The organism is Streptomyces sp. YS415 (assembly GCF_023544665.1).
GTDB lineage: Bacteria > Actinomycetota > Actinomycetes > Streptomycetales > Streptomycetaceae > Streptomyces.
This window is the reverse complement of sequence record NZ_JAMJFL010000016.1, coordinates 122,759-145,983: the sequence shown is the minus strand read 5'-3', so window position 1 is coordinate 145,983 and position 23,225 is coordinate 122,759. Positions and strand designations below refer to the sequence as shown.

Genomic DNA, 23,225 nt, shown 5'->3' with positions numbered 1-23,225 from the left:
CAACACCCCGCTCCCCAGCGCCCGCCCCAACCCCTCCTGGAGACACAGGCAGATGTCCGGCAACGAAGCCAAGCTCCGTGAGTACCTCAAGTTGGTCACCGCCGACCTCCAGGAGACCCGTCAGCGCCTCCAGCGGACCGAGGCCAAGAACCGCGAACCGATCGCCATCGTCGGCATGGCCTGCCGCTTCCCCGGCGACGTCACCTCCGCCGACGACCTGTGGCGGCTGGTCGCGGAGGGCGGCGACGGCATCACCCCCTTCCCCGGCAACCGGGGCTGGGACGAGGACCTCTACGACCCCGACCCGGACACACCCGGCAAGAGCTACGTCGTCGAGGGCGGCTTCCTGCACGACGCCGACCGGTTCGACGCCGAGTTCTTCGGCATCTCACCGCGCGAAGCACTCGCCATGGACCCCCAGCAGCGGCTCCTCCTGGAGACAGGCTGGGAGGCGTTCGAGCACGCGGGAGTGGCCCCCGGCTCCCTGCGCGGCAGCCGCACGGGCGTCTTCGTCGGCGCCTCCGGCTTCGGCTACCTCACCGACATGCTGAACGTCCCGGAACAGGTCAGCGGTTTCTCCCTGACCGGCAACGCCACCAGCGTCCTCACCGGGCGGCTCTCCTACACCCTGGGCCTGGAGGGCCCGGCGGTCACCGTCGACACGGCCTGCTCGTCGTCGCTGGTCGCCCTGCACCTCGCCGTGCAGGCGCTGCGCAACGGCGAGTGCGACCTCGCCCTGGCGGGCGGCGTCACCGTCATGCCGAGTCCCGGCGTCTTCGTCGAGTTCAGCCGCCAGCGGGGCCTGTCGGCGGACGGCCGCTGCAAGGCCTTCGCGGCCGTCGCGGACGGCACAGGCTGGTCCGAGGGCATCGGCGTCCTCGCCGTGGAACGCCTCTCGGACGCCCGCACCAAGGGCCACCGCGTCCTCGCCGTGGTCCGCGGCTCGGCCGTCAACCAGGACGGCGCCTCCAACGGTCTCACGGCCCCCAACGGTCCCTCCCAGCAGCGCGTCATCCAGCAGGCCCTGGAGAACGCCCGCCTCTCGCCCACCGACGTGGACGTAGTGGAGGCCCACGGCACGGGTACGACGCTGGGCGACCCGATCGAGGCCCATGCGCTGCTGGCCACGTACGGTCAAGAGCGGGCGGCAGAGCGGCCGTTGTGGCTGGGGTCGGTGAAGTCGAACATCGGTCACACGCAGGCCGCGGCCGGTGTCGCGGGCGTCATCAAGATGGTGATGGCGATGCGGGCGGGCGTACTGCCCCGCACCCTGCACGTGGACGAGCCCACCCCGCACGTGGACTGGACGGCCGGCCACGTCTCCGTCCTCACGGAACCGCGACCCTGGGACGCCCGAGAGGAGGGCGGGACGCGGCGGGCGGCCGTGTCCTCCTTCGGCATCTCGGGGACGAACGCCCACGTGATTCTGGAGGAGGCGCCCACAGAACCGGTGCCGGAGCCGGTGATCGCCTCCGGCGCCGACTCCGGGTGGCCGGTGGTGCCGTGGGTGGTGTCTGGGCGTACGGCGGGGGCGTTGGCCGCGCAGGCGGAGCGCCTGGCGGGTGTGACGGGTGACCCGGTGGACGTGGGGTGGAGTCTGTGGGCTTCGCGTACGGCGCTGGAGCATCGGGCGGTGGTGTGGGGGCGGGAGAGTGCTGAACTGACGGCCGGGCTGGAGGCGTTGGCCTCCGGTGTCGCCGCGGGCAACGCGGTTGAGGGTTCGGCTGTGGCTGCGGGTGCGCCGGTGTTCGTGTTTCCGGGGCAGGGGTCGCAGTGGCTGGGGATGGGGCGGGGGCTGCTGGAGTCGTCGCCGGTGTTCGCGGCGCGGATCGGTGAGTGCGAGGCGGCGCTGGGGCCGTTCGTGGACTGGTCGTTGACCGAGGTGCTGAGGGGCGACGACGACGGTTGGATGCAGCGGGTGGACGTGGTCCAGCCGGTGCTGTGGGCCGTGATGGTGTCGTTGGCTGCGGTGTGGGAGTCGTTCGGGGTGACCCCGGAGGCCGTGATCGGTCATTCGCAGGGGGAGATCGCGGCTGCTGCGGTGGTCGGTGCGCTGACTCTTCAGGATGCCGCGCGGGTGGTTGCTCTCCGTTCGGCAGCCATCAGGGACGAACTGGCCGGTCGTGGTGGCATGTTGTCGCTGGCGACGGGTGCTGAGCAGGCTTCGGCGTGGGTGTCGTCGTATGGCGAGAGGGTGTCCATAGCCGTCTACAACGGTCCGGACGCCACGGTGGTGGCCGGTGATCCGGAGGCGCTGGACGAGATCGCCTCGGCGGCGGAGGCCGCTGGTGTCCGCGCCCGGCGGGTTCCGGTGGACTACGCCTCGCATTCCGCGCACGTGGAGGACATCAAGGCGAGGCTGCTGGAGGCCCTTGCCCCGGTGGTGCCCCAGGCCTCTCGTATCCCGCTGATCTCCACTGTCACCGGTGCCGTGTTGGACACCGAGACCATGGATGCCTCGTACTGGTACGAGGGCCTGCGGCAGCCTGTCCGCTTCACCGAAGCGGTGCAAGCAGCGCTGGGGAAAGGCCACTTCCGGTATATCGAAGTCAGTGCGCACCCCGTCCTCATCGCGGGTGTTCAGGCCGTCGCCGAGGCGGCGGAGAAGCCGGTCACCGTCGTCGGCTCCCTGCGCCGGGACGAGGACGAGAGCGCCCGCTTCCTGGCGAGCGCCGCCGAACTCTGGGTCAACGGCACCGACATCGACTGGTCGCCAGTCTTCGCCGGACGCTCCGTCACTCGGGTCGATTTGCCGACATATGCCTTCCAGCGGGAGCGCTACTGGCTGGAGGCGGCCGGTTCCAAGGGTGACCCCGCCGAGCTGGGTCTCGGTGCGGCCGGGCACCCGCTGCTCGGTGCCGCCGTCAGTCTGGCGGCGGACGGGGGACTGGTGCTGACCGGCCGGCTCTCCACCCGAACGCATCCCTGGCTGGCCGATCACGCTGTTGCGGGTACGGTCCTCTTCCCCGGTACCGGGTTCGTGGAACTGGCGATCCGCGCCGGGGACGAGGTCGGCTGCGGGCATCTCACCGAACTCACCCTCCATGCCCCGCTCCTCCTCCCCGAGAACGCGGCTGTGCAGGTCCAGGTCGTGGTCGCGGCTCCCGACGACACCGGGCGCCGGGCACTGAGCGTCCATGCCCGGCCCGAAACCGACGCCACCGCGGACACGCCGTGGACGTGCCATGCCGAGGGTCTGCTCGCGGACGCCGGCCCCGTCGAATCGGAGGCCGAGCTGACTGTCTGGCCTCCGCAGGGCGCCGAAGCCGTCGACCTCTCCGGCTTCTACGCCGAGGCGGAGGCGGCAGGGTACGGATACGGCCCCGCCTTCCGCGGTCTGCGCGCCGCCTGGCGCCTCGGTGACGCGGTCTACGCCGAGCTGGAGCTGCCCGAGGAACTGCACGCGGACGCCGCCCGCTTCGGTATCCATCCGGCCCTGCTGGACTCGGCGCTCCAGGCGATCGGGCTCGGCAGGTTCGGTGGGGGCGACGGCCAGGACGAGGATGTGGTGCGGCTGCCGTACGCCTGGTCCGAGGTTGCGCTGGCGGCCGTCGGCGCGGCGGCGGCCCGGGTGCGGCTGAGGCCGGTGGGCCCGCACGCCGTGACGATCGACGTCGCGGACGCGGCGGGTAGCCCGGTGGCCCGCGTGGGTTCCCTGGCGCTGCGGCCCGTGCGCCCCGAGCAGGTGACGGCGGCCGTCTCGCCGACCAACGACGGCCTGTTCGCGCTGCGTTGGACCTCCGTACCGGAAGCGGCGGCCGACACCTCCGCCGCTTGGGCGGTCATCGGCGACGACACACTCGGTCTGGCCGCCGCCGTGCAGGTCGCGGGCGTGGCCGTCGACTCGTACCAGGATCTCGACGGGCTCCGGGCGGTCGTTGCGGCCGGGGTCCCGGCCCCACGCACGGTCCTGTGCGTGCCGCCCGCCGCATCCGGCGCGGGGCTCGCCCGGGACGCGGAGACGGTGACGGTGGCGCTGCTCTCCCTGCTGCAGGAGTGGTTGGCGGACGACGTGTTGGGGGAATCCCGGCTGGCCGTGGTCACTCGGGGTGCGGTGGCCACCCGGAACGACGAGGACGTCACCGATCTGGCGGCGGCGGCCCTGTGGGGGCTGGTTCGCAGCGCACAGACGGAGGCGCCGGGCAGGTTCCTGCTGGTCGACCTCGACCCCGCCGGGCAGGCGGTCGACGAGGTCACCGACGCCGTCGCCGCCGCGCTGGCCGCGGACGAGTCTCAGGTGGCGGTCCGTTCCGGCGAGGTGCTGGCCCCGCGGCTGGCCCGTGCCGACACGGGCGGCGCGCTGGTGCCCCCGGTCGGCGAGCGGGCCTGGCGGCTGGACACGGCTGCCTCCGGCACCCTGGAGGGACTGCGGCTGCTGGCCGCTCCGCACGCGGCGGCCGAACTGGCGCCCGGCGAGATCCGGATCGGGGTCCGCGCCACCGGGGTGAACTTCCGGGACGTGCTGATCGGGCTGGGCATGGTGCCCGGCCAGACGGTCATGGGCAGCGAGTGCGCGGGCGTCGTGCTGGAGGTGGGCGCGGACGTCACGCGCTTCGCCCCGGGAGACCGCGTCGTCGGCATCGTCGACGGCGGCTTCGGCCCGCTGGCCGTGGCCGACGCGCGCATGGTGGCGCCGGTGCCCGAGGGGTGGTCGTACGAGCAGGCAGCCTCCGTGCCGGTGGCCTACCTGACCGCCTACTACGGGCTGATGGACCTCGGGGGCATCGGTCCGGGGCAGACCGTCCTCGTCCACGCGGGAGCGGGCGGCGTGGGGATCGCCGCGATCCAGCTGGCCCGGCACTTCGGCGCCGACGTCCTCGCCACGGCCAGTCCCGGGAAGTGGGACGTGCTGCGCGGCCTCGGGCTGACGGACGACCGGATCGCCTCCTCCCGCGACCTCGACTTCCGGGAGAAGTTCCTGGCGGCGACCGGGGGCGCCGGTGCGGACGTCGTCCTGAACTCCCTCGCCCGCGAGTTCGTCGACGCCTCCCTCGACCTCCTGCCGCGCGGCGGCCGGTTCCTGGAGATGGGCAAGACCGACAAGCGCGACCCCGAACAGGTGGCGCGCGACCACGCGGGCGTCGTCTACCAGGCCTACGACCTGAAGGAAGCCGGAGCACAGCGCTGCGGCGACATGCTGGCCGAGGTGCTGGAACTGTTGCGGCAGGGCGCGCTGCGGCACATGCCGATCACGACCTGGGACGTCCGGCGCGGACCCGAGGCGTTCCGGCACATGAGCCAGGCCAAGCACACGGGCAAGGTGGTCCTCACCACGCCGCGCGCCCTCGACCCGGACGGCACGGTCCTCATCACCGGCGGGACCGGCACCCTCGGCTCGCTCCTCGCCCGCCACCTGGTCACCGACCACGGCGCCCGCAACCTCCTCCTCACCAGCCGCACCGGCCCGCAGGCACCCGGCGCGGCCGAACTCGTCGCCGAACTGGCCGAGTTGGGGGCCACCGCCACCGTCGCCGCCTGCGACGCCGCCGACCGCGACCAGCTCGCCGCCCTCCTGGACGGCCTGCACCTGACGGGCGTCGTCCACGCTGCGGGCGTCCTCGCCGACGGCCTCGTCACCTCCCTCACACCGGACCAACTCGCCACCGTCTGGCGGCCCAAGGTCGACGCCGCCGTCAACCTCCACGAGCTGACCCGAGACGCCGACCTCGCCCTGTTCGTGCTCTACTCCTCCGCCTCCGGCGTCTTCGGCGGCCCGGGACAGGCCAACTACGCGGCGGCCAACGTCTTCCTTGACGCGCTCGCCCAGCACCGCCGCGCCCAGGGCCTGCCCGCCACCTCCCTCGCCTGGGGGCTGTGGGCGCAGGCCAGCGCCATGACCGGACACCTCGCCGACACCGACATCAACCGGGTCGCGAAGAACGGCTTCGTCCCCCTCACCGACCGGACCGGCATCGCCCTCTTCGACGCTGCCGCCGCCCGCGACGAGGCCCACTTCGTCGCCGCCCAGGTCGACACCGCCGCCCTGCGCGCCGCCGTCGCCGGAAAGCCGGTACCGCCGCTGCTCCGCGGCCTTGTGCGCGGCACCGCCCGCCGCACCGCCGAAGCCGGCGACACCGACCGCACCGGCACCCTCGCCGGGCGGATCGCCGCCCTGGCCCCGGCAGAGCGCGAGCGCCAGTTGCTCGACCTGGTCCGCTCCCACGTCGCCGCCGTGCTCGGCCACGCCCACCCGCAGGCCGTCGACGCCGAACGCCCCTTCAAGGACCTCGGCTTCGACTCCCTCACCGCCGTCGAACTGCGCAACCGCGTCAACGCGGCCACCGGCCTGCGCCTCCCGGCCGCCCTCACCTTCGACCACCCCACCCCGGCCGCCGTGGCCCGCCTCATCGCCGGAGAGCTGTCCGGCGTACGGGACGACTCCGTTGCCGCCCCCACCACGTCGGCGGCGCCGGACGAGCCGATCGCGATCGTCGGCATGGCCTGCCGCTTCCCCGGCGGCATCGGCTCGCCCGAGGACCTGTGGCGGCTCGTCGGCGACGGCCGCGACGCCGTCACCGCCTTCCCCGCCGACCGGGGCTGGGACATGGAATCGCTCTACGACGCCGACCCCGACGTCCGCGGCAAGACCTACCTGCGCGGCGCCGGACTCATGACCGATGTCGCCGGGTTCGACGCCGACTTCTTCGGGATCTCGCCGCGCGAGGCCCTGGCGATGGACCCGCAGCAGCGGCTCGCGCTGGAGGTCTCCTGGGAGGCCGTCGAACGGTCCGGCATCGACCCGGCCTCGCTGCGCCGCAGCCAGACCGGAGTCTTCGTCGGCGCGCTCAACTCCGAGTACCTCTCCCGGCTCGACTCGGTCCCCGACGAGGTCGAGGGCTTCCTCGGCACCGGCAACATGCTCAGCGTCACCTCCGGCCGCATCGCCTACCAACTGGGCCTGGAAGGACCGGCGGTCACCGTCGACACCGCCTGCTCCTCCTCCCTGGTCGCCCTGCACATGGCCGCCCAGTCGCTGCGCAACGGCGAGTGCGACATGGCCCTCGCCGGTGGCGTGACCGTCGTCTGCACACCGGCCGGATTCGTCGAGATGAGCCGCCAGCGCGGCCTCTCACCAGACGGCCGCTGCCGTGCCTTCTCCGCCGACGCCGACGGCTTCGGCCCGGCGGAGGGCGTCGGCATGCTGCTCGTGGAGAGGCTGTCGGACGCCCGGGCCAACGGCCACCGCGTCCTCGCGGTCGTCCGGGGCTCGGCCGTCAACCAGGACGGCGCCTCCAACGGCCTCACCGCCCCCAACGGCCCCTCCCAGCAGCGTGTCATCCGTCAGGCCCTCGCCACCGCCGGGCTGACACCCGCCGAGGTGGACGCGGTGGAGGCACACGGCACGGGTACGACCCTGGGCGACCCGATCGAGGCCGCCGCCCTCCTGGCCACCTACGGCCAGGACCGGGACGCCGACCGGCCGTTGTGGCTGGGCTCGATCAAGTCGAACATCGGGCACACGCAGGCCGCGGCCGGTGTCGCGGGTGTCATCAAGATGGTGATGGCGATGCGGGCGGGCGTCCTGCCCCGAACCCTGCACGTGGACGAACCCACCCCGCACGTCGACTGGACGGCAGGCGGCCTGCGGCTGCTGGCCGAGGAACAGGCCTGGACGGCGAACGGACATCCGCGCCGGGCCGGAGTCTCGTCCTTCGGCATCTCCGGGACGAACGCCCACGTGATCCTGGAAGAGGCCCCTGCCGAGGCCGCGTTGAGGCCCGTCGTGGTCTCCGGTCCCGAGGGCCTGTCCGCCTCGCCCGTCGTGCCGTGGCCGCTCTCCGCCCGCAGCGCGGCAGGACTCACCGCCCGCGCCGCCTCCCTCGCCGGAGCGCTCACGGACGCCGACCCCGTCTCCGCCGGCTGGGCGCTCGCCTCGGGCCGCTCCCCGTGGGAACACCGTGCCGTCGTCTGGGGCCGGGACACCGGTGAACTGACCGGGGGCCTGGACGACCTGGCGTCGGAGCGTGTGACGGGGAACGCCGTCTCCGGGGTGGCGGGTGCAGGCTTGGGCGTGGTGTTCGTGTTCCCGGGACAGGGGGCGCAGTGGCTGGGGATGGGGCGGGGGCTGCTGGAGTCCTCGCCTGTGTTCGCGGCGCGGATCGTGGAGTGCGAGGCGGCGCTGGAGCCGTACGTCAACTGGTCGCTGACCAAGGTGCTGAAGGGCGACGACGACGGCTGGATGGAACGGGTGGACATGGTCCAGCCGGTGCTGTGGGCGGTCATGGTCTCGCTCGCCGCCGTCTGGGAGTCACTGGGCATCGAGCCCGCTGCCGTCATCGGTCACTCGCAGGGGGAGATCGCCGCCGCCGCGGTGGTCGGTGCCCTGAGCCTGGACGACGCCGCCCGGGTGGTGGCGCTTCGGTCCGCCGCGGTGCGGGACGAACTGGCCGGTCGTGGCGGCATGTTGTCGCTGGCGACCGGTCCGGAGCAGGCGGCGGCGTGGGTGTCGCCGTATGGCGAGCGGGTGTCCATCGCCGTCTACAACGGTCCCGAGGCCACGGTCGTCGCAGGTGACCCGGAAGCCCTGGACGAGCTCGCCTCGGTGGCGGAGGCCGCCGGCGTCCGTGCCCGGCGGGTCCCGGTCGACTACGCCTCGCACTCAGCCCACGTCGAGGACATCGAAGCCAAGCTCCTCGACGTCCTTTCGACGGTGACACCGCGGGTCTCCCGCATCCCCGTCATCTCCACGGTCACCGGTGGTGAGTTGGACACGACGACGATGGACGCCTCGTACTGGTACGAAGGCCTGCGCCGACCGGTGCGCTTCACCGATGCGGTCCAAGTGGCGCTGGAACACGGTTACTTCCGTCTCATCGAAGTCAGCGCCCACCCGGTGCTCACGACGGGAGTGCAGGCCATCGCGGAGGCGGCCGAACAGCCGGTCACCGTCGTCGGCACCCTGCGCCGGGACGAGGACGACAGCGCCCGCTTCCTGGCGAGCGCCGCCGAACTGTGGGTCGACGGCACCGACATCGACTGGTCCGCCGTCTACGCCGGACGCCCCGTCACCCGCGTCGACCTCCCCCCGTACGCCTTCCAGCACCAGCGCTACTGGCTGGAGTCCAGCACCACCACCGCCGATGTCAGCGGCGCCGGGCTGGCCGCCACCGGTCATCCGCTGCTGGGTGCCGCTGTCAGCCTCGCCGCGGACGGCTCGGTCGTGCTCACCGGGCGCCTCTCCACCCGTACCCACCCCTGGCTCGCCGACCACGCCGTCGCCGGGACGGTCCTCCTGCCCGGTACCGGGTTCGTCGAGCTGGCGATCCGGGCCGGTGACGAGGTCGGCTGCGGCCACCTCGGCGAACTCACTCTGCACGCACCCCTGGCCGTCCCGGCGGACTCGGGGGTGCAGGTCCAGGTGGTCGTGGGAGCGCCGGACGAGCGCGGTCTGCGCGAACTGGCCGTCTACTCCCGGCCCGAAGGGGCCGAGCACGACCACCCGTGGCTGCGGCACGCGGAAGGGCTGGTGAGTGAGGAGCCCGTCGATCCGGCCTCCGCGGTCGACCTCACCGCCTGGCCGCCGCCCGGTGCCGAGGCGGTGGACGTGTCCGCGTTCTATGCGACGGCCGCCGCCGCGGGTTACGGCTACGGGCCCGTCTTCCAGGGGCTGCGGGCCGTCTGGCGGCGGGGCGGGGAGGTCTTCGCCGAGGTCGCCCTGCCGGAGGAGGAGCAGGCGACGGCGGCCCGCTTCGGCGTTCACCCCGCGCTGCTCGACTCCGCCCTGCATGCCATCGGCTTCGGCTCCTTCGGCGGCGATCCGGCCGCGCTCAGGCTGCCGTTCGCCTGGACCGGGGTGTCGCTGTTCGCGGGCGGTGCCGAGCGGCTCCGGGTGCGGATCGCCGCGGCCGGGGAGGACTCACTGAGCGTTCAGGTCGCCGATGTGACCGGCGCTCCCGTCGCCGCCGTGGACTCACTGGTGCTGCGGACCGTCACCGCCGATCAGCTGGCCGCCTCGGAAGCGCCGGAGGCCGACGCCCTCTTCGTCGTGGACTGGATCCCGGTGCCGGTGCCCGAGGACATGCAAGCGGACCGCTGGGCGGTGCTCGGTGACACGGTGCCGCTGCCCTCCGGCGCGGTCGCGCACCCCGATCTCGCGGCGCTGCTGGCGGCCGTCGAGGCGGGCGCGCCGGCTCCCGAGACGGTCCTCTGGTCGCCGCCCGCCCCCGGTGCCGGCCTCCCGGCCGACGCGGCGCGGCAGGTCACCGCGGACGTCCTCGCCGTCGCCCAGCAGTGGCTTGCCGACGAGCGGCTGGCGGACTCCCGGCTGGCCGTCGTGACCCGGGGGGCCGTCTCCACCGGCCGGGACACCGACCTCACCGACCTGTCCGCCGCGCCCTCCTGGGGCCTGGTCCGCTCCGCCCAGACGGAGAACCCCGGCCGCTTCCTCCTCGTTGACCTGGACCCGGCGGAGGAACCCGACGGCGCCGCGGTCGCGGCGGCCCTCGCCGCCGCCCTGGAGGCCGACGAGATCCAGGTCGCCGTGCGCGAGGGCACCCCGCTGGCATCCCGGCTGGTGCGCCCCGGAGGAGCGGACGCGCTCGTCCCGCCCCCGGGCGCCGCCTGGCGGCTGGACACGGCCGCCTCCGGCACCCTGGACGGGCTGACCCTGCTGCCGCACCCGGAGGCCACCGCGCCGCTCGCCGCCGGGGAGGTCCGGGTCTCCGTCCGAGCCGCGGGCGTCAACTTCCGCGACGTGCTCATCGGCCTCGGCATGGTCCCCGGCCAGACCGTCATGGGCAGCGAGGGCGCCGGAGTCGTCACCGACGTCGGGCCCGGCGTCACCCGGTTCGCCCCCGGCGACCGCGTCCTCGGCCTCATGGGCGGCGCCCTCGGCCCGCTCGCCGTCACCGACCAGCGGGTCCTCGCCCCCGTACCCGAAGGATGGTCGTTCGAGCAGGCGGCGTCCGTGCCGGTGGCGTTCCTGACCGCCTACTACGGCCTGCTCGACCTCGGCTCCCTGAAGGAGGGCGACACCGTCCTGGTGCACGCGGGCGCGGGCGGCGTCGGCATGGCCGCGATCCAGCTCGCCCAGCACTTCGGCGCGACCGTCCTCGCCACCGCCGCCCCCGGCAAGTGGGACGTGCTGCGCGAGCTCGGCCTGCCGGACGAACGGATCGCCTCCTCCCGCGACCTCGACTTCCGCGACACCTTCAAGTCGGCCACCGGCGGCTCCGGCGCCGACATCGTCCTCAACTCCCTCGCCCGCGAGTACGTCGACGCCTCCCTCGACCTGCTGCCGCGCGGCGGCCGGTTCCTGGAACTGGGCAAGACCGACCGGCGCGACCCCGCCCGCGTCGCCGAGGACCACCCTGGTGTCACCTACGCGGCCTACGACCTCGCCGACGCCGGAGCCGACCGCATCGGCGAGATGCTCACCGACATCCTGCGGCTCCTCGCCGGCGGAGCGCTCCGGCCGCTGCCCGTGACCACCTGGGACGTGCGCAGGGCCCCGGCGGCGTTCCGGCACATCAGCCAGGCCAGGCACATCGGCAAGGTCGTCCTCACCATGCCGCCGGTCCTCGACCCCGACGGCACCGTCCTGATCACCGGCGGCACGGGCACCCTCGGATCCCTCCTCGCCCGCCATCTCGTCACCCGGCACGGCGTACGGAACCTGCTGCTCACCAGCCGGCAGGGACCGGACGCCCCCGGCGCCGACGACCTCCTGGCCGAACTGACCGAACTGGGCGCCACCGCCGAGATCGTCGCCTGCGACACCGCCGACCGCGACCAACTGGCCCGCACCTTCGCCGCCGTACCCGCCGCACATCCGCTCACCGGCGTCGTCCACGCCGCCGGTGTCCTGGCCGACGGCGTGCTCGCCGCGCACGGGCCCGACACGCTGGCCCAGGTGTGGCGTCCCAAGGCGGAGGCCGCCATGCATCTGCACGAACTGACCCGCGACCGCGACCTCGCCCTGTTCGCCCTCTACTCCTCCGCGGCCGGGATCGGCGGCGGCGCCGGACAGGCCAACTACGCCGCCGCCAACACCTTCCTGGACGCGCTCGCCCACCAGCGGCGCGCCCACGGGCTGCCCGCCCTCTCCCTCGTCTGGGGCCTGTGGGAGCAGGCCAGCGCCATGACCGGCCACCTCGACCGCACCGCCGCCGACCGGGCCCGCCAGAACGGACTGGTCAAACCGATGGACAGCGACACCGGCCTCGCCCTCTTCGACGCCGCCCGACGGCTGGACGAGACCCTGGTCCTCCCCGTCCGGCTCGACCTGCCCCTGATGCGCGCCCGTGCCCGCACCGCCGCCGACGTCCGCCCCCTCTTCCGCGCCCTGGTGAAGGTCAGCGGGCGGGGCCGTGCCGCCGACACCCGCTCGGTCGCGGACGGCGCCGCCGCCCTCACCGCCGCCCTCGCGGGACTCAGCGCCCCAGAACGCGAGCACCATCTGCTGGACCTGGTCCGCACCCACGCGAGCGCGGTCCTCGGCCACACCGGCACCCGGGCCGTCGAGGCCAGCCGGCCTTTCAAGGACCTCGGCTTCGACTCCCTGACCGCAGTCGAACTGCGCAACCGGCTCGGCGCCGCCACCGGCGTGCGCCTCGCCACCACCGTGGTCTTCGACCAGCCCACCCCGCTCGCCCTCAGCCGGCACCTCCTCGCCAAGGTCGCGCCGGACACCCACGGCACCGCCGCACCCGCCGCCCCGGACCAGGAGACCGGGGACGCCGAACTCGGCCGCGCGCTCGCCGCCATCCCGCTCCACCGCCTCCGCGAGGCGGGCCTCGCCGAGACGCTGCTGCGGCTCGCCCGGGACGAAACCGCACCACCCACCACCAGCGACGACGACGGAACCACCGAAGCCATCGCGGACATGGAGGTCGACGACCTCGTCCGGATGGCCCTCGGGGATGCCGACTCCGACTCCTGAGACGACAGACCCGAGAAGACGGAGGCGACATGACCAACGCGAACGGAAACGACAAGCACGACAAGGTCGTTGCCGCCCTGCGCGCCTCGCTGACCGAGGCGGAACGGCTGCGCAAGCAGAACCGGCAGCTCCTGGCGGCCGCCCGGGAGCCCATTGCGATCGTCGCCATGGCCTGCCGCTACCCCGGTGACGTCCGCTCGCCCGAGGAATTGTGGCGCCTCGTGGAGACGGGCACGGACGCCATGTCCGCCTTCCCCGCCGACCGGGGCTGGGACCTCGACACCCTCTACGACCCCGACCCGGACCGCCCCGGCACCTCCTACGTCCGCGAAGGCGGCTTCCTCCACGACGCCGCCGAGTTCGACGCCGACCTCTTCGGCATCTCCCCGCGCGAGGCGCTGGCCATGGACCCGCAGCAGCGGCTGCTGCTGGAGACGTCGTGGGAACTCCTCGAACGGGCCGGAATCGACCCGGCCCGGCTGCGCGGCCGGCCGGTGGGCACCTTCGTCGGCGGCGGCCACTCCGGCTACGGCATCGGAGGCGCCCGCCTGCCCGAGGGCGCCGAGGGCTACGCCCTGACCGGCAGCACCTCCAGCGTCATGTCCGGCCGCGTCGCCTACACCTTCGGCTTCGAGGGCCCCGCCGTCACCGTCGACACGGCCTGCTCCTCCTCCCTGGTCGCCCTGCACATGGCCGTTCAGGCGTTGCGCAACGGCGAGTGCGACATGGCCCTCGCGGGCGGCTCCGCGGTCATGCCCACGCCGTTCACCTTCGTCGAGTTCAGCCGCCAGCGAGGGCTGGCCGCCGACGGCCGCTGCAAGTCCTTCGCGGCGGCCGCCGACGGCACCGGCTGGGGCGAGGGCGCGGGCGTGCTGCTGCTGGAGCGCCTGTCGGACGCGCAGCGCAACGGCCACCAGGTGCTGGCGGTGGTGCGCGGCTCGGCGATCAATCAGGACGGCGCTTCCAACGGCCTCACGGCACCCAACGGTCCGTCGCAACAGCGCGTCATCCGCGCCGCGCTCGACAACGCCGGGCTCACCGCCGTCGACATCGACGCCGTCGAGGCACACGGCACCGGGACCACCCTGGGTGACCCGATCGAGGCCCACGCGCTGCTGGAGACCTACGGCCAAGGCCGCGACCGGGAGCGGCCGTTGTGGCTGGGGTCGGTCAAGTCGAACCTCGGGCACACGCAGTACGCGGCCGGTGTCGCCGGGGTGATCAAGATGGTGATGGCGATGCGGGCGGGTGTGCTGCCGCGCACCCTGCACGTCGACGAACCGACCCCGCACGTCGACTGGACCGCGGGCGCCGTCGAACTCCTCACCGAGGACATCGACTGGCCCGAGACGGGCCGCCCACGCCGGTCAGCCGTGTCGGCGTTCGGGATCAGCGGGACGAACGCCCATGTGGTGCTGGAGCAGGCACCGGAGGCGACGGAGGAGGCGGCTGAGTCCCCGGCTCGGGCGGGCGGCGTGCTGCCGTGGGTGCTGTCGGCCGGGTCGCCGGAGGCACTGGTGGCGCAGGCCGGGCGGTTGTCCGGGGTAGCCGGGGCGCTGGATGCGGTGGATGTGGGCTGGTCGTTGGCGACCGGTCGGGCCGGGCTCGGTCACCGCGCGGTGGTGTGGGGGCGTGACCGTGAGGAGCTGACGGCGGGGCTGGCCTCGGTGGAGTCCTCCGGTGCTGTGGGGGACGGTCGTCTCGCGGTGCTGTTCACGGGACAGGGGGCGCAGCGGGTCCGCATGGGGGCGGGGCTGGCGGCTGAGTTCCCGGTGTTCGCGCGGGCGTTGGACGAGGTGTGTGCCGGGTTCGAAGGGCTGCTGCCCGAGTCGCTGGCACAAGTGCTGGCGGCAGATACCGACATGCTGAACCGGACCGTGTTCACGCAGGCGGGGTTGTTCGCGGTGGAAGTGGCTCTGTACCGGCTGGCGGAGTCGTGGGGTGTGCGTCCGGACTTCGTGGCGGGTCATTCCATCGGTGAGGTGGTCGCCGCGTATGTGGCGGGGGTGTTCTCGCTGGAGGACGCCTGTCGACTTGTCGCTGCACGGGGTTCGTTGATGCAGGCGCTGCCCGAGGGCGGGGCGATGCTCGCGGTGCAGGCCGGTGTCGAGGATGTCCTGGCGTTTGTCGGGGACCGGGTTGATGTCGCTGCCGTCAACGGGCCGACGTCCGTGGTCGTTTCGGGCCGCGAGGCGGATGTCGAGGCGGTTCGGGAGCAGTTCGCGGCGGCCGGGGTCAAGACGCGGCAGCTGACGGTCTCGCACGCCTTCCATTCCTCGCTTATGGAGCCGATGCTGGCGGACTTCGCGCAGGTGGCCGCGAGCATCGACTACGCCGAGCCGCGCATCCCGGTCGTGTCCAACCTGTCGGGCCGGGTGGCGGGGGAGGAGATCCGCACTCCCGACTACTGGGTACGGCACGTCCGTCAGACCGTGCGCTTCGCGGACGGCATGGCGTGGCTGGCCGGCGTAGGGGTGAACAGGTTCCTGGAGCTGGGCCCGGACGCCACGCTGACCGCGATGGGCGCCGAGTGCGCCGAGGGGCTGTTCGTCCCGGCCACGCGCCGGGGCCATGACGAGGTGGAGACGTTCACGCGGGCCGTGTCCCGGCTGTGGGCGAGTGGCGTCGACGTCGACTGGGCCGCCCTCTTCGAAGGCCGCAACCCCCACCGCGTCGACCTGCCCACCTATGCCTTCCAACGCGAGCGCTACTGGCTGGAGTCCGCAGGCGCCCCCGCCACGGAACCGGAGGACCCGGAGGAGACCCGGTTCTGGGAGGCCGTGGAGCGGGATGACGTCACCGCGCTCGCGGAGGCGGTGGACGCCGGTCACGACGGCGCGGATGCCGCTCTGCGCGAGGCGCTGCCCGCGCTCGCCGCCTGGCGTCGGCGCCGACGGGAACAGAGCGCGGTCGACGCGCTCCGCTACACGGTGGCGTGGAAGCCCCTCACCCGCACGGAGGCTACGGCGGCCGGGCGATGGCTCGTCGCCGTTCCCGAGACCCCCGCCGAACCGGCGTTCCAGGCCGCTGTCCTGGCCGCCCTCACCGCGGCCGGGATCGAGCCGGTCACCCTGCCCCTTCCGGTCACCTCGTCCGTTCCGCTCACCGGCACGGACTGGGCCGAACGGCTGGCCCCCCAGGACACCCCGTACACCGGTGCGCTCTCCCTCCTGGGCTGCGACCCTGCCGCACTCACCCCCGACGCCGACGGGATCGCGCCCGCCGTCACGGCCACCGTCGCCCTGCTGCACGCCCTCACCGCCGCCGGGACCGACGCGCCCCTGTGGTGCGCCACCCGCGGTGCCGTCAGTGCCGCGCCCTCCGACGCCGCGCCCGACGCGGGCGGCGCCTCCCTCTGGGGACTGGGCCGGGTCGTAGGGCTGGAGCTGCCCGATCTGTGGGGCGGTCTCGTCGACCTGCCCGCGACGCTGGACGAGCGGACCGGCCGGCTGCTCGCGGCTGCCCTGCGCGGGACCGACGGCGAAGACCAACTCGCTGTGCGGTCGGCGGGGTTGCTGGTCCGGCGGCTCGTGCGGGCGACCGGCGGTACCCGGGAGGAGGGGGAGTGGCCGCCGCGCGGCACCGTCCTGATCACGGGGGGCACCGGCGCGCTCGGCGCCCATGTCGCCCGGTCCCTCGCCGACGCGGGCGCCGACCATCTGCTGCTGCTCAGCCGGCGGGGGCCCGAGGCGCCCGGAGCCGACGCCCTCGCCGCCGAACTGCGCGCCGCGGGAACCCGGGTGACGGTCACGGCATGCGACGCCGCCGACCGGGACCGGCTGGCCGAGGTCCTGGCCGGGATCCCGGAGGACCTGCCGCTCACCGCCGTCGTGCACACCGCCGGAATCGTCGAGGACGGTGTGGCGGCCTCCCTCTCGGAGGACACGCTGCGCCGGGTCCTGCGCCCGAAGACGGCCGCCGCCCACCACCTCCATGAGCTGACGGAACATCATCGTCTGTCGGCCTTCGTGCTGTTCTCCTCCGTCTCCGGCACCGTCGGCACCCTCGGCCAGGCCGCCTACGCCGCCGCCAACGCCTCCCTGGACGCGCTGGCCGCGCGGCGCCGCGCCGCCGGGCTGCCCGCCACCTCCGTCGCCTGGGGGCCCTGGGCCGGAGCGGGCATGGCGGGGGAGCAGGTCGTGGAGAGCGGGGTGCGGCGCGCCGGTCTGGTGCCGCTGGAGCCCGCGCGCGCCGTGGCCGCGCTGCGCCGGGCCGTGCTCGGCGGCACCGATCCCGCCGGCGCCGTCGCCGTACTGGACGTGGAATGGGACCGCTTCGCCCCCGCCTTCACCGGCAGCCGTCCCAGCCCGCTGCTCGCCGACCTCCCCGACGCACGCCGGGCCCTTACCGACCGGGCGGCAGTCGGCGACCGTACGGCCGACGCCGACGGCCTCGCCGCCCGGCTCGCCACGCTGCCCGCCCGCGACCGGGAGCGGGCCGTCGTGGACGTCGTACGAAGCCATGTGGCCGCGGCACTCGGGCATGCCTCCGCCCAACGCGTCGACCCCGAACGGCCTTTCAAGGAGCTGGGCTTCGACTCGCTGACCGCGGTCGACCTGCGCAACCGGCTCATCGCCCACACCGGGCTGCGGCTGCCCACCACCCTCGTCTTCGACTACCCCACCACCAGCGCCCTCGGCCGCCACCTCCTCACGCACCTCCTGCCGGAGACGGAGGAGAGCGGCAGCGCGGCACCGGCGACGGGGCCGGACGGCGCCTCCGACGACGACCCGATTGTCATCATCGGCATGGGCTGCCGGCTCCCCGGCGGGGTCGACTCGCCCGAAGCGCTGTGGGAGCTGCTGGCCGAGGGCCGTGACGCGATCACGCCCTGCCCCGACGACCGCGGCTGGGACATCGAGGACTACTACGACCCCGACCCCGAGCGGCCCGGCAGCACCTACGGCCGCGCGGGCGGCTTCATGACCGGCGCGGACACCTTCGACGCCGGGTTCTTCGGGATCTCGCCGCGCGAGGCCCTCGCCATGGACCCGCAGCAGCGGCTCCTGCTCGAATCGAGCTGGGAGACCATCGAAGGGGCCGGGATCGACCCGCACAGCCTCCGCGGCAGCAAAACCGGCGTCTTCGTCGGCCTCGTCGCCTTCGACTACGCCGGCGCCTACGGCCCCGGACAGGAGGACCTGGAGGGCTTCCTCGGCATCGGCAACTCCGCGAGCGTGGCCTCCGGCCGCGTCGCCTACACGCTCGGCCTCGAAGGCCAGGCGCTCACCGTCGACACGGCCTGCTCCTCGTCGCTGGTCGCGCTGCACCTCGCCGCGCAGGCGCTGCGCAGCGGCGAGTGCTCCCTCGCGCTCGCCGGCGGCGTCACCGTGCTGCCCTCGCCGTCCATCTTCCTGGAGTTCAGCCGTCAGCGCGGCCTGTCCGCCGACGGCCGGTGCCGTGCCTTCTCCTCCGACGCCAACGGCTTCGCCCCCGCCGAGGGCGTCGGCATGCTGCTCCTGGAACGGCTCTCCGACGCCCGCCGCAACGGCCACCGCGTCCTCGCCGTCGTCAAGGGCAGCGCGATCAACCAGGACGGCGCCTCCAACGGTCTCACCGCCCCCAACGGCCCCTCCCAGCAGCGTGTCATCAGGGCCGCCCTCGAAGGTGCCGGGCTCACCGCCGGTGACGTCGACGCCGTCGAGGCGCACGGCACCGGCACCACCCTCGGCGACCCCATCGAGGCGCAGGCCCTGCTCGCCACCTACGGACAGGGCCGGGAGGAGGACCGGCCGCTGTGGCTCGGCTCGGTGAAGTCCAACCTCGGCCACACCCAGGCCGCCGCCGGGGCCGCCGGCATCATCAAGATGGTGCTGGCGATGCGCGAGGGCGTGCTGCCGCGCACCCTGCACGTCGCGGAGCCCACCCCGCACGTCGACTGGACCGCCGGTGACGTCGCCCTCCTCACCGAGCCGACGCCGTGGCCGGAGACGGGCCGGGTCCGCCGGGCGGGCGTCTCCTCCTTCGGCATCAGCGGCACCAACGCGCACGTCATCCTGGAGGCGCCGGAACCGCAGGACACGGCCGGTGCCGTACGGCCGCCAGACTCCGGCGAGCCGGTGTGGCGGGACGGGCCCCTGCCGTGGACCCTGTCCGCACGCGACGCCGACGCGCTGCGCGCCCAAGCCGCCCGCCTGGCCGACCACTTGGCCTCCGGTGACGACGACCCGGCGGACGTCTCCTACGCCCTGCTCACCCAGCGCGCCGACCTCGAACACCGCGCCGTCCTCCTCGGCCGGGACCGCGCCACCCTCCTGGGCGCCGCCCGCGCCTTCGCGGCGGGTACGGAGACCCCGGCTCGCGGCACGTCGACGGACACCGAGGCCCCCGACACCGCCGGTCTTGTCGTCACCGGGCGTGCCGGATCCCCCGGCGGTGTCACGTTCGTCTTCCCCGGACAGGGCTCGCAGTGGCTCGGCATGGGCCGTGAACTCCTCGCCACCAGCCCCGTCTTCGCCGCCCGCATCGCCGAATGCGAGGCAGCCCTGGCCCCGCACGTCGGATGGCGGCTCACCGACCTGCTCAACGGGCCCGAGCCGGACTCCCCTTGGGCGGAGTGGACCGAGCACGTCGACATCATCCAGCCCGTGCTCTGGGCGGTCATGATCTCGCTGGCCGCCGTCTGGGAGGCCCTCGGCGTCACGCCCTCCGCCGTCATCGGACACTCCCAGGGCGAACTGGCCGCCGCCGTCGTCGCCGGGGCGCTGAGCCTGGAGGACGGCGCCCGCATCAGCACCGCCCGCGCGGCGCTCGGCGTGCCGTTCCAGGAACGCGGGGGACTGGTGTCCGTCGCCGAGGGCGCCGAGGGAATCACCGCGCGGCTGGCCGCCCGGCACGGCACGCTCTTCGTCGCGGCCGTCAACGGACCCTCCTCCACCGTCGTCGCCGGCACCCACGAGGCGCTGGCCGAACTCATCACCGAGCTGGAGACGGACGGCGTCTGGTGCCGCCGCGTCGCTCACGCCTACGCCTCCCACTCACCCCAGATGGAGGAGATGAAGGAGGACCTCCTCGCCGCCATCGGAACGCTCCAACTCCGGCCCGCCCGAACCGCCTTCATCTCCACCGTCACCGGCGGCCTCCACGACCCCACCGCCCTGGACGCCGCCTACTGGTACCGCAACCAGAGCGAGCAAGTCGCCTTCCGCACCGCCGTCGAGACCGCGCTCGACCTCGGCCACACCACGTTCATCGAGGTCAGCGCGCACCCGCTGTTCACCGCCGCCATCGAGGAAACCGTCGCCGCCGCCGACCGGTCCGCCAAGGCGGCCGCCGTCACCGGGACCCTCCGCCGCGACGAAGGCGGACCCGACCGGTTCGCGGCCGCCGCCGCCACCCTGTGGGCCGCCGGAGCCGACATCGACTGGACCGCCCTGCACAGGGGCCGCACCCCGCGCCGCGTCGACCTGCCCACCTACCCCTTCCAGCGACGCCGCTACTGGCTCACCGCCCCCGCCGGCGCCACGGGCGACCCCTCGGGCCTGGGCCTCACCCACACCGGCCACCCCCTGCTGGGCGCCGTCGTCCACCCCGCCGACGACGACACCCTGCTCCTCACCGGCCGGCTCGCCGCCCACGGCCACCCCTGGCTCGGCCAGCACCGGGTGCTCGACACCGCGCTGCTCCCCGGCTCGGCCCTGATCGAGCTGGCCGTCCGCGCCGGGGACGAAGCGTGCTGCGGCCACCTGCGCGAACTCGTCCTGCGCAGCCCGCTGGTGCTGCCCGAGCGGGGCGGCGTACGGCTCCAGGTCACCGTCGGCGCCCCGGGCACCGACGGCGAACGCACCGTCGCCATCCACTCCCGCCCCGAGAACGGCACCGACGACGAGCCCTGGACCTGCCACGCGGAAGGCGTCGTACTCCCAGAGACCGACACCGAGACCGGCACTGAAACCGAACCGACGGGCCTGACCGCCTGGCCGCCGCTCGGCGCCGAACCCCTCGACGTCTCAGACTTCTACGACACCGCCGGGGCCGCCGGATACGGCTACGGCCCCGCCTTCCGCGGCCTGCGCGCCGCCTGGCGGCTCGGCGAGGAGATCTACGCCGACGTAGCCCTCCCCGAGACGCTCCGCTCCGAGGCCCAGCGCTACGGGCTCCACCCCGTCCTCTTCGACGCCGCCCTCCACGCGGGCGGCCTGACCCGGCCCGCCGAGCCCGCCCCAGCCCCCGGCGCCACCGCTCTGCGGCAGCCCTTCGCCTGGAGCGACGTGCGCCTGTACGCCACCGGCGCCACCGAACTCCGTGTCCGCCTCACCCCCGCCGGTCCCGACAGCACGCGGATCCTGCTCGCGGACCCGGCGGGCCGTACCGTCGCCGAGGTCGCCGCACTGGTCCAGCGCACCGTCGACGCCAAGCAGCTCGCCGCCGCGGCCACCGCCGACGACGCCCTCCTCCACACCGAGTGGACCCCACTGGCCGAGCCGCAAACGGCCGTGCACAGCGACGAGTTCGCCACCTGGGCCGTCCTCGGGGAGGACCCGCTCGACCTCGCCGCCGGCCTCCAGGACGGCGGTCACGCCGTCACCGACCACCCGGACCTCGACGGCCTCCTCGCCGTCCTCGACGCGGGCGTACCCGCACCGGAGTGGGTCCTGCTCCCCTCCGCCACCCGCGACCCGGCCGCCCCCACCCCCGAGATCCACGCCGAGGAGGACCGTGCCGCGGCCCTCCTGGACCGCTGGCTCGCCGACGAACGACTGACCGGCATCCGGCTGGCCGTGGTGACCCGCGGGGGCGTTCCCGCGCAGCTCACCGCAACTGCCGCGCCCGACCCGGTGGGTGTCACCGCGACAGATGCGGTGGGCGTCCCCCCGACAAATGGGGCGGGCGTCCCCGTGCCCGATCCCGTGGGCGCCGCAGTCCACCACCTCGTCCGCCGCACCCAGGCCGAACACCCCGGCCGCGTAGTCCACCTCGACCTGGACGCCGCCCCGGACCCGGACCTGCCCCACGCCCTGCGCACCGCGCACGCCACCGCGGAGCCGACCCTCGCCCTGCGCGACGGCACCCTCCTCGTACCGCGCGCCCGCCGCCTGCCCCTCAACACCCCCGAGGAGTACGTGCCCCTGGCCGGCACCGTCCTGCTCACCGCCGCAGGCGACGGCGCCCCCGCCGCGGCCCTCGCCCACCACCTGGTGACCGAACGCGCCGTCCGTACCCTCCTCGTCGCCGCCCCCGCCACCGACCCCCTCACCGAACTGACCACCGCCCTCGACGGCGCCCTCGGCGACCTGCTCACCACTCACGGAGCGACCCTGGAACGGGCCACCGGCGACCCCACCGACCGCGGCTGGCTCACCGGACTCCTCGACGCCCTGCCCGCCGAGCAGCCGCTCACCGCCGTCGTCGACACCGCGGCCGACCCCACGACAACCCTCCACCTGCACGAACTGACCAAGGAACACCCCCTCGAGGCCTTCGCCGTGCTCGCCGCCGCACCCGACGCCCGCCTCACCGCCCTGGCCCACCACCGCCACGCCGCCGGACTCCCCGTCGCCCTCGTCACGAGCGCCCCCTGGGACCGCCGTACAAAGACACCCGCGGCACCCGGACCGGACCCGGCGCCCCAAGCCGCGCCCCCGTCCGCCGCCCGGGTCCTTGCCGCCGCCCTCCACCTGAGCCTCCCGCCGCTCGTCACCACCCGGCTCGACCCCACGGACCTGCGCCGCCACGCCGCCGCCGGAACCCTCCCCCCGGAACTGCGGGACCTCGTACCCGCCGGCCCGACCCGCCGCCGCGGCGCCGCGGGCGCGGCCCAGGGCACCGACCCGGACGCAGGCGGCGCCCTCCTCGCCAGGCTCGCCGGACTCACCGCCGACGAACGCCTGCTCCACCTCACCGACCTGGTACGCCGGGAAGCCGCCGCCGTCCTCGGCCACGACTCCGTGGACGCCGTCGACGCCGAACGGCAGTTCAAGGAAGTCGGCTTCGACTCGATGATGTCCGTCCAGCTCCGCAACCGCCTCGGCGCCGAGACCGGCCTCTCCTTCCCGGCCACCCTCGTCTTCACCTACCCCGCCCCCGCCACCCTCGCCGCCCACCTCGACGAGCGGCTGCGCCTCGCCGGCGGCGGCCCCGCCACCACCGACCCCACCGACCGCGTCCTCGCCGAGATCGAACGGCTCGACACCGCCCTCGCGGCCGTCGAGACCGACCTCACCGACGACGAGGCCCGCGCCCGCGTCGTCAAGCGGCTCCAGTCCGTGCTCTGGCGATGGACCGGCAACACCGCACCCACGGGCGACGGCCCCGGCGAGGGCGTCCTCGACGACATCGCCCTCGACGCCGTCACCGACGACGAGATGTTCGACCTGATCGACCGCGAGCTTGGAGCCTAGGAGAA

General features: G+C 74.3%; 2 protein-coding genes. Both read left to right on the top strand.

What is annotated here, in order from left to right:
- The first annotated feature begins 91 nt into the window (after positions 1-91).
- Positions 92-12,880: an SDR family NAD(P)-dependent oxidoreductase gene (locus M8H82_RS21880; protein WP_374211688.1), complete on the top strand. Its 12,789-nt coding sequence runs from the start codon at positions 92-94 to the stop codon at positions 12,878-12,880.
- Positions 12,877-23,220, top strand: a complete 10,344-nt coding sequence (locus tag M8H82_RS21875) for a type I polyketide synthase (RefSeq protein WP_374211687.1) — start codon at positions 12,877-12,879, stop codon at positions 23,218-23,220. The genes M8H82_RS21880 and M8H82_RS21875 overlap by 4 nt, the downstream gene beginning before the upstream one ends.
- The last annotated feature ends 5 nt before the right edge of the window (positions 23,221-23,225 follow it).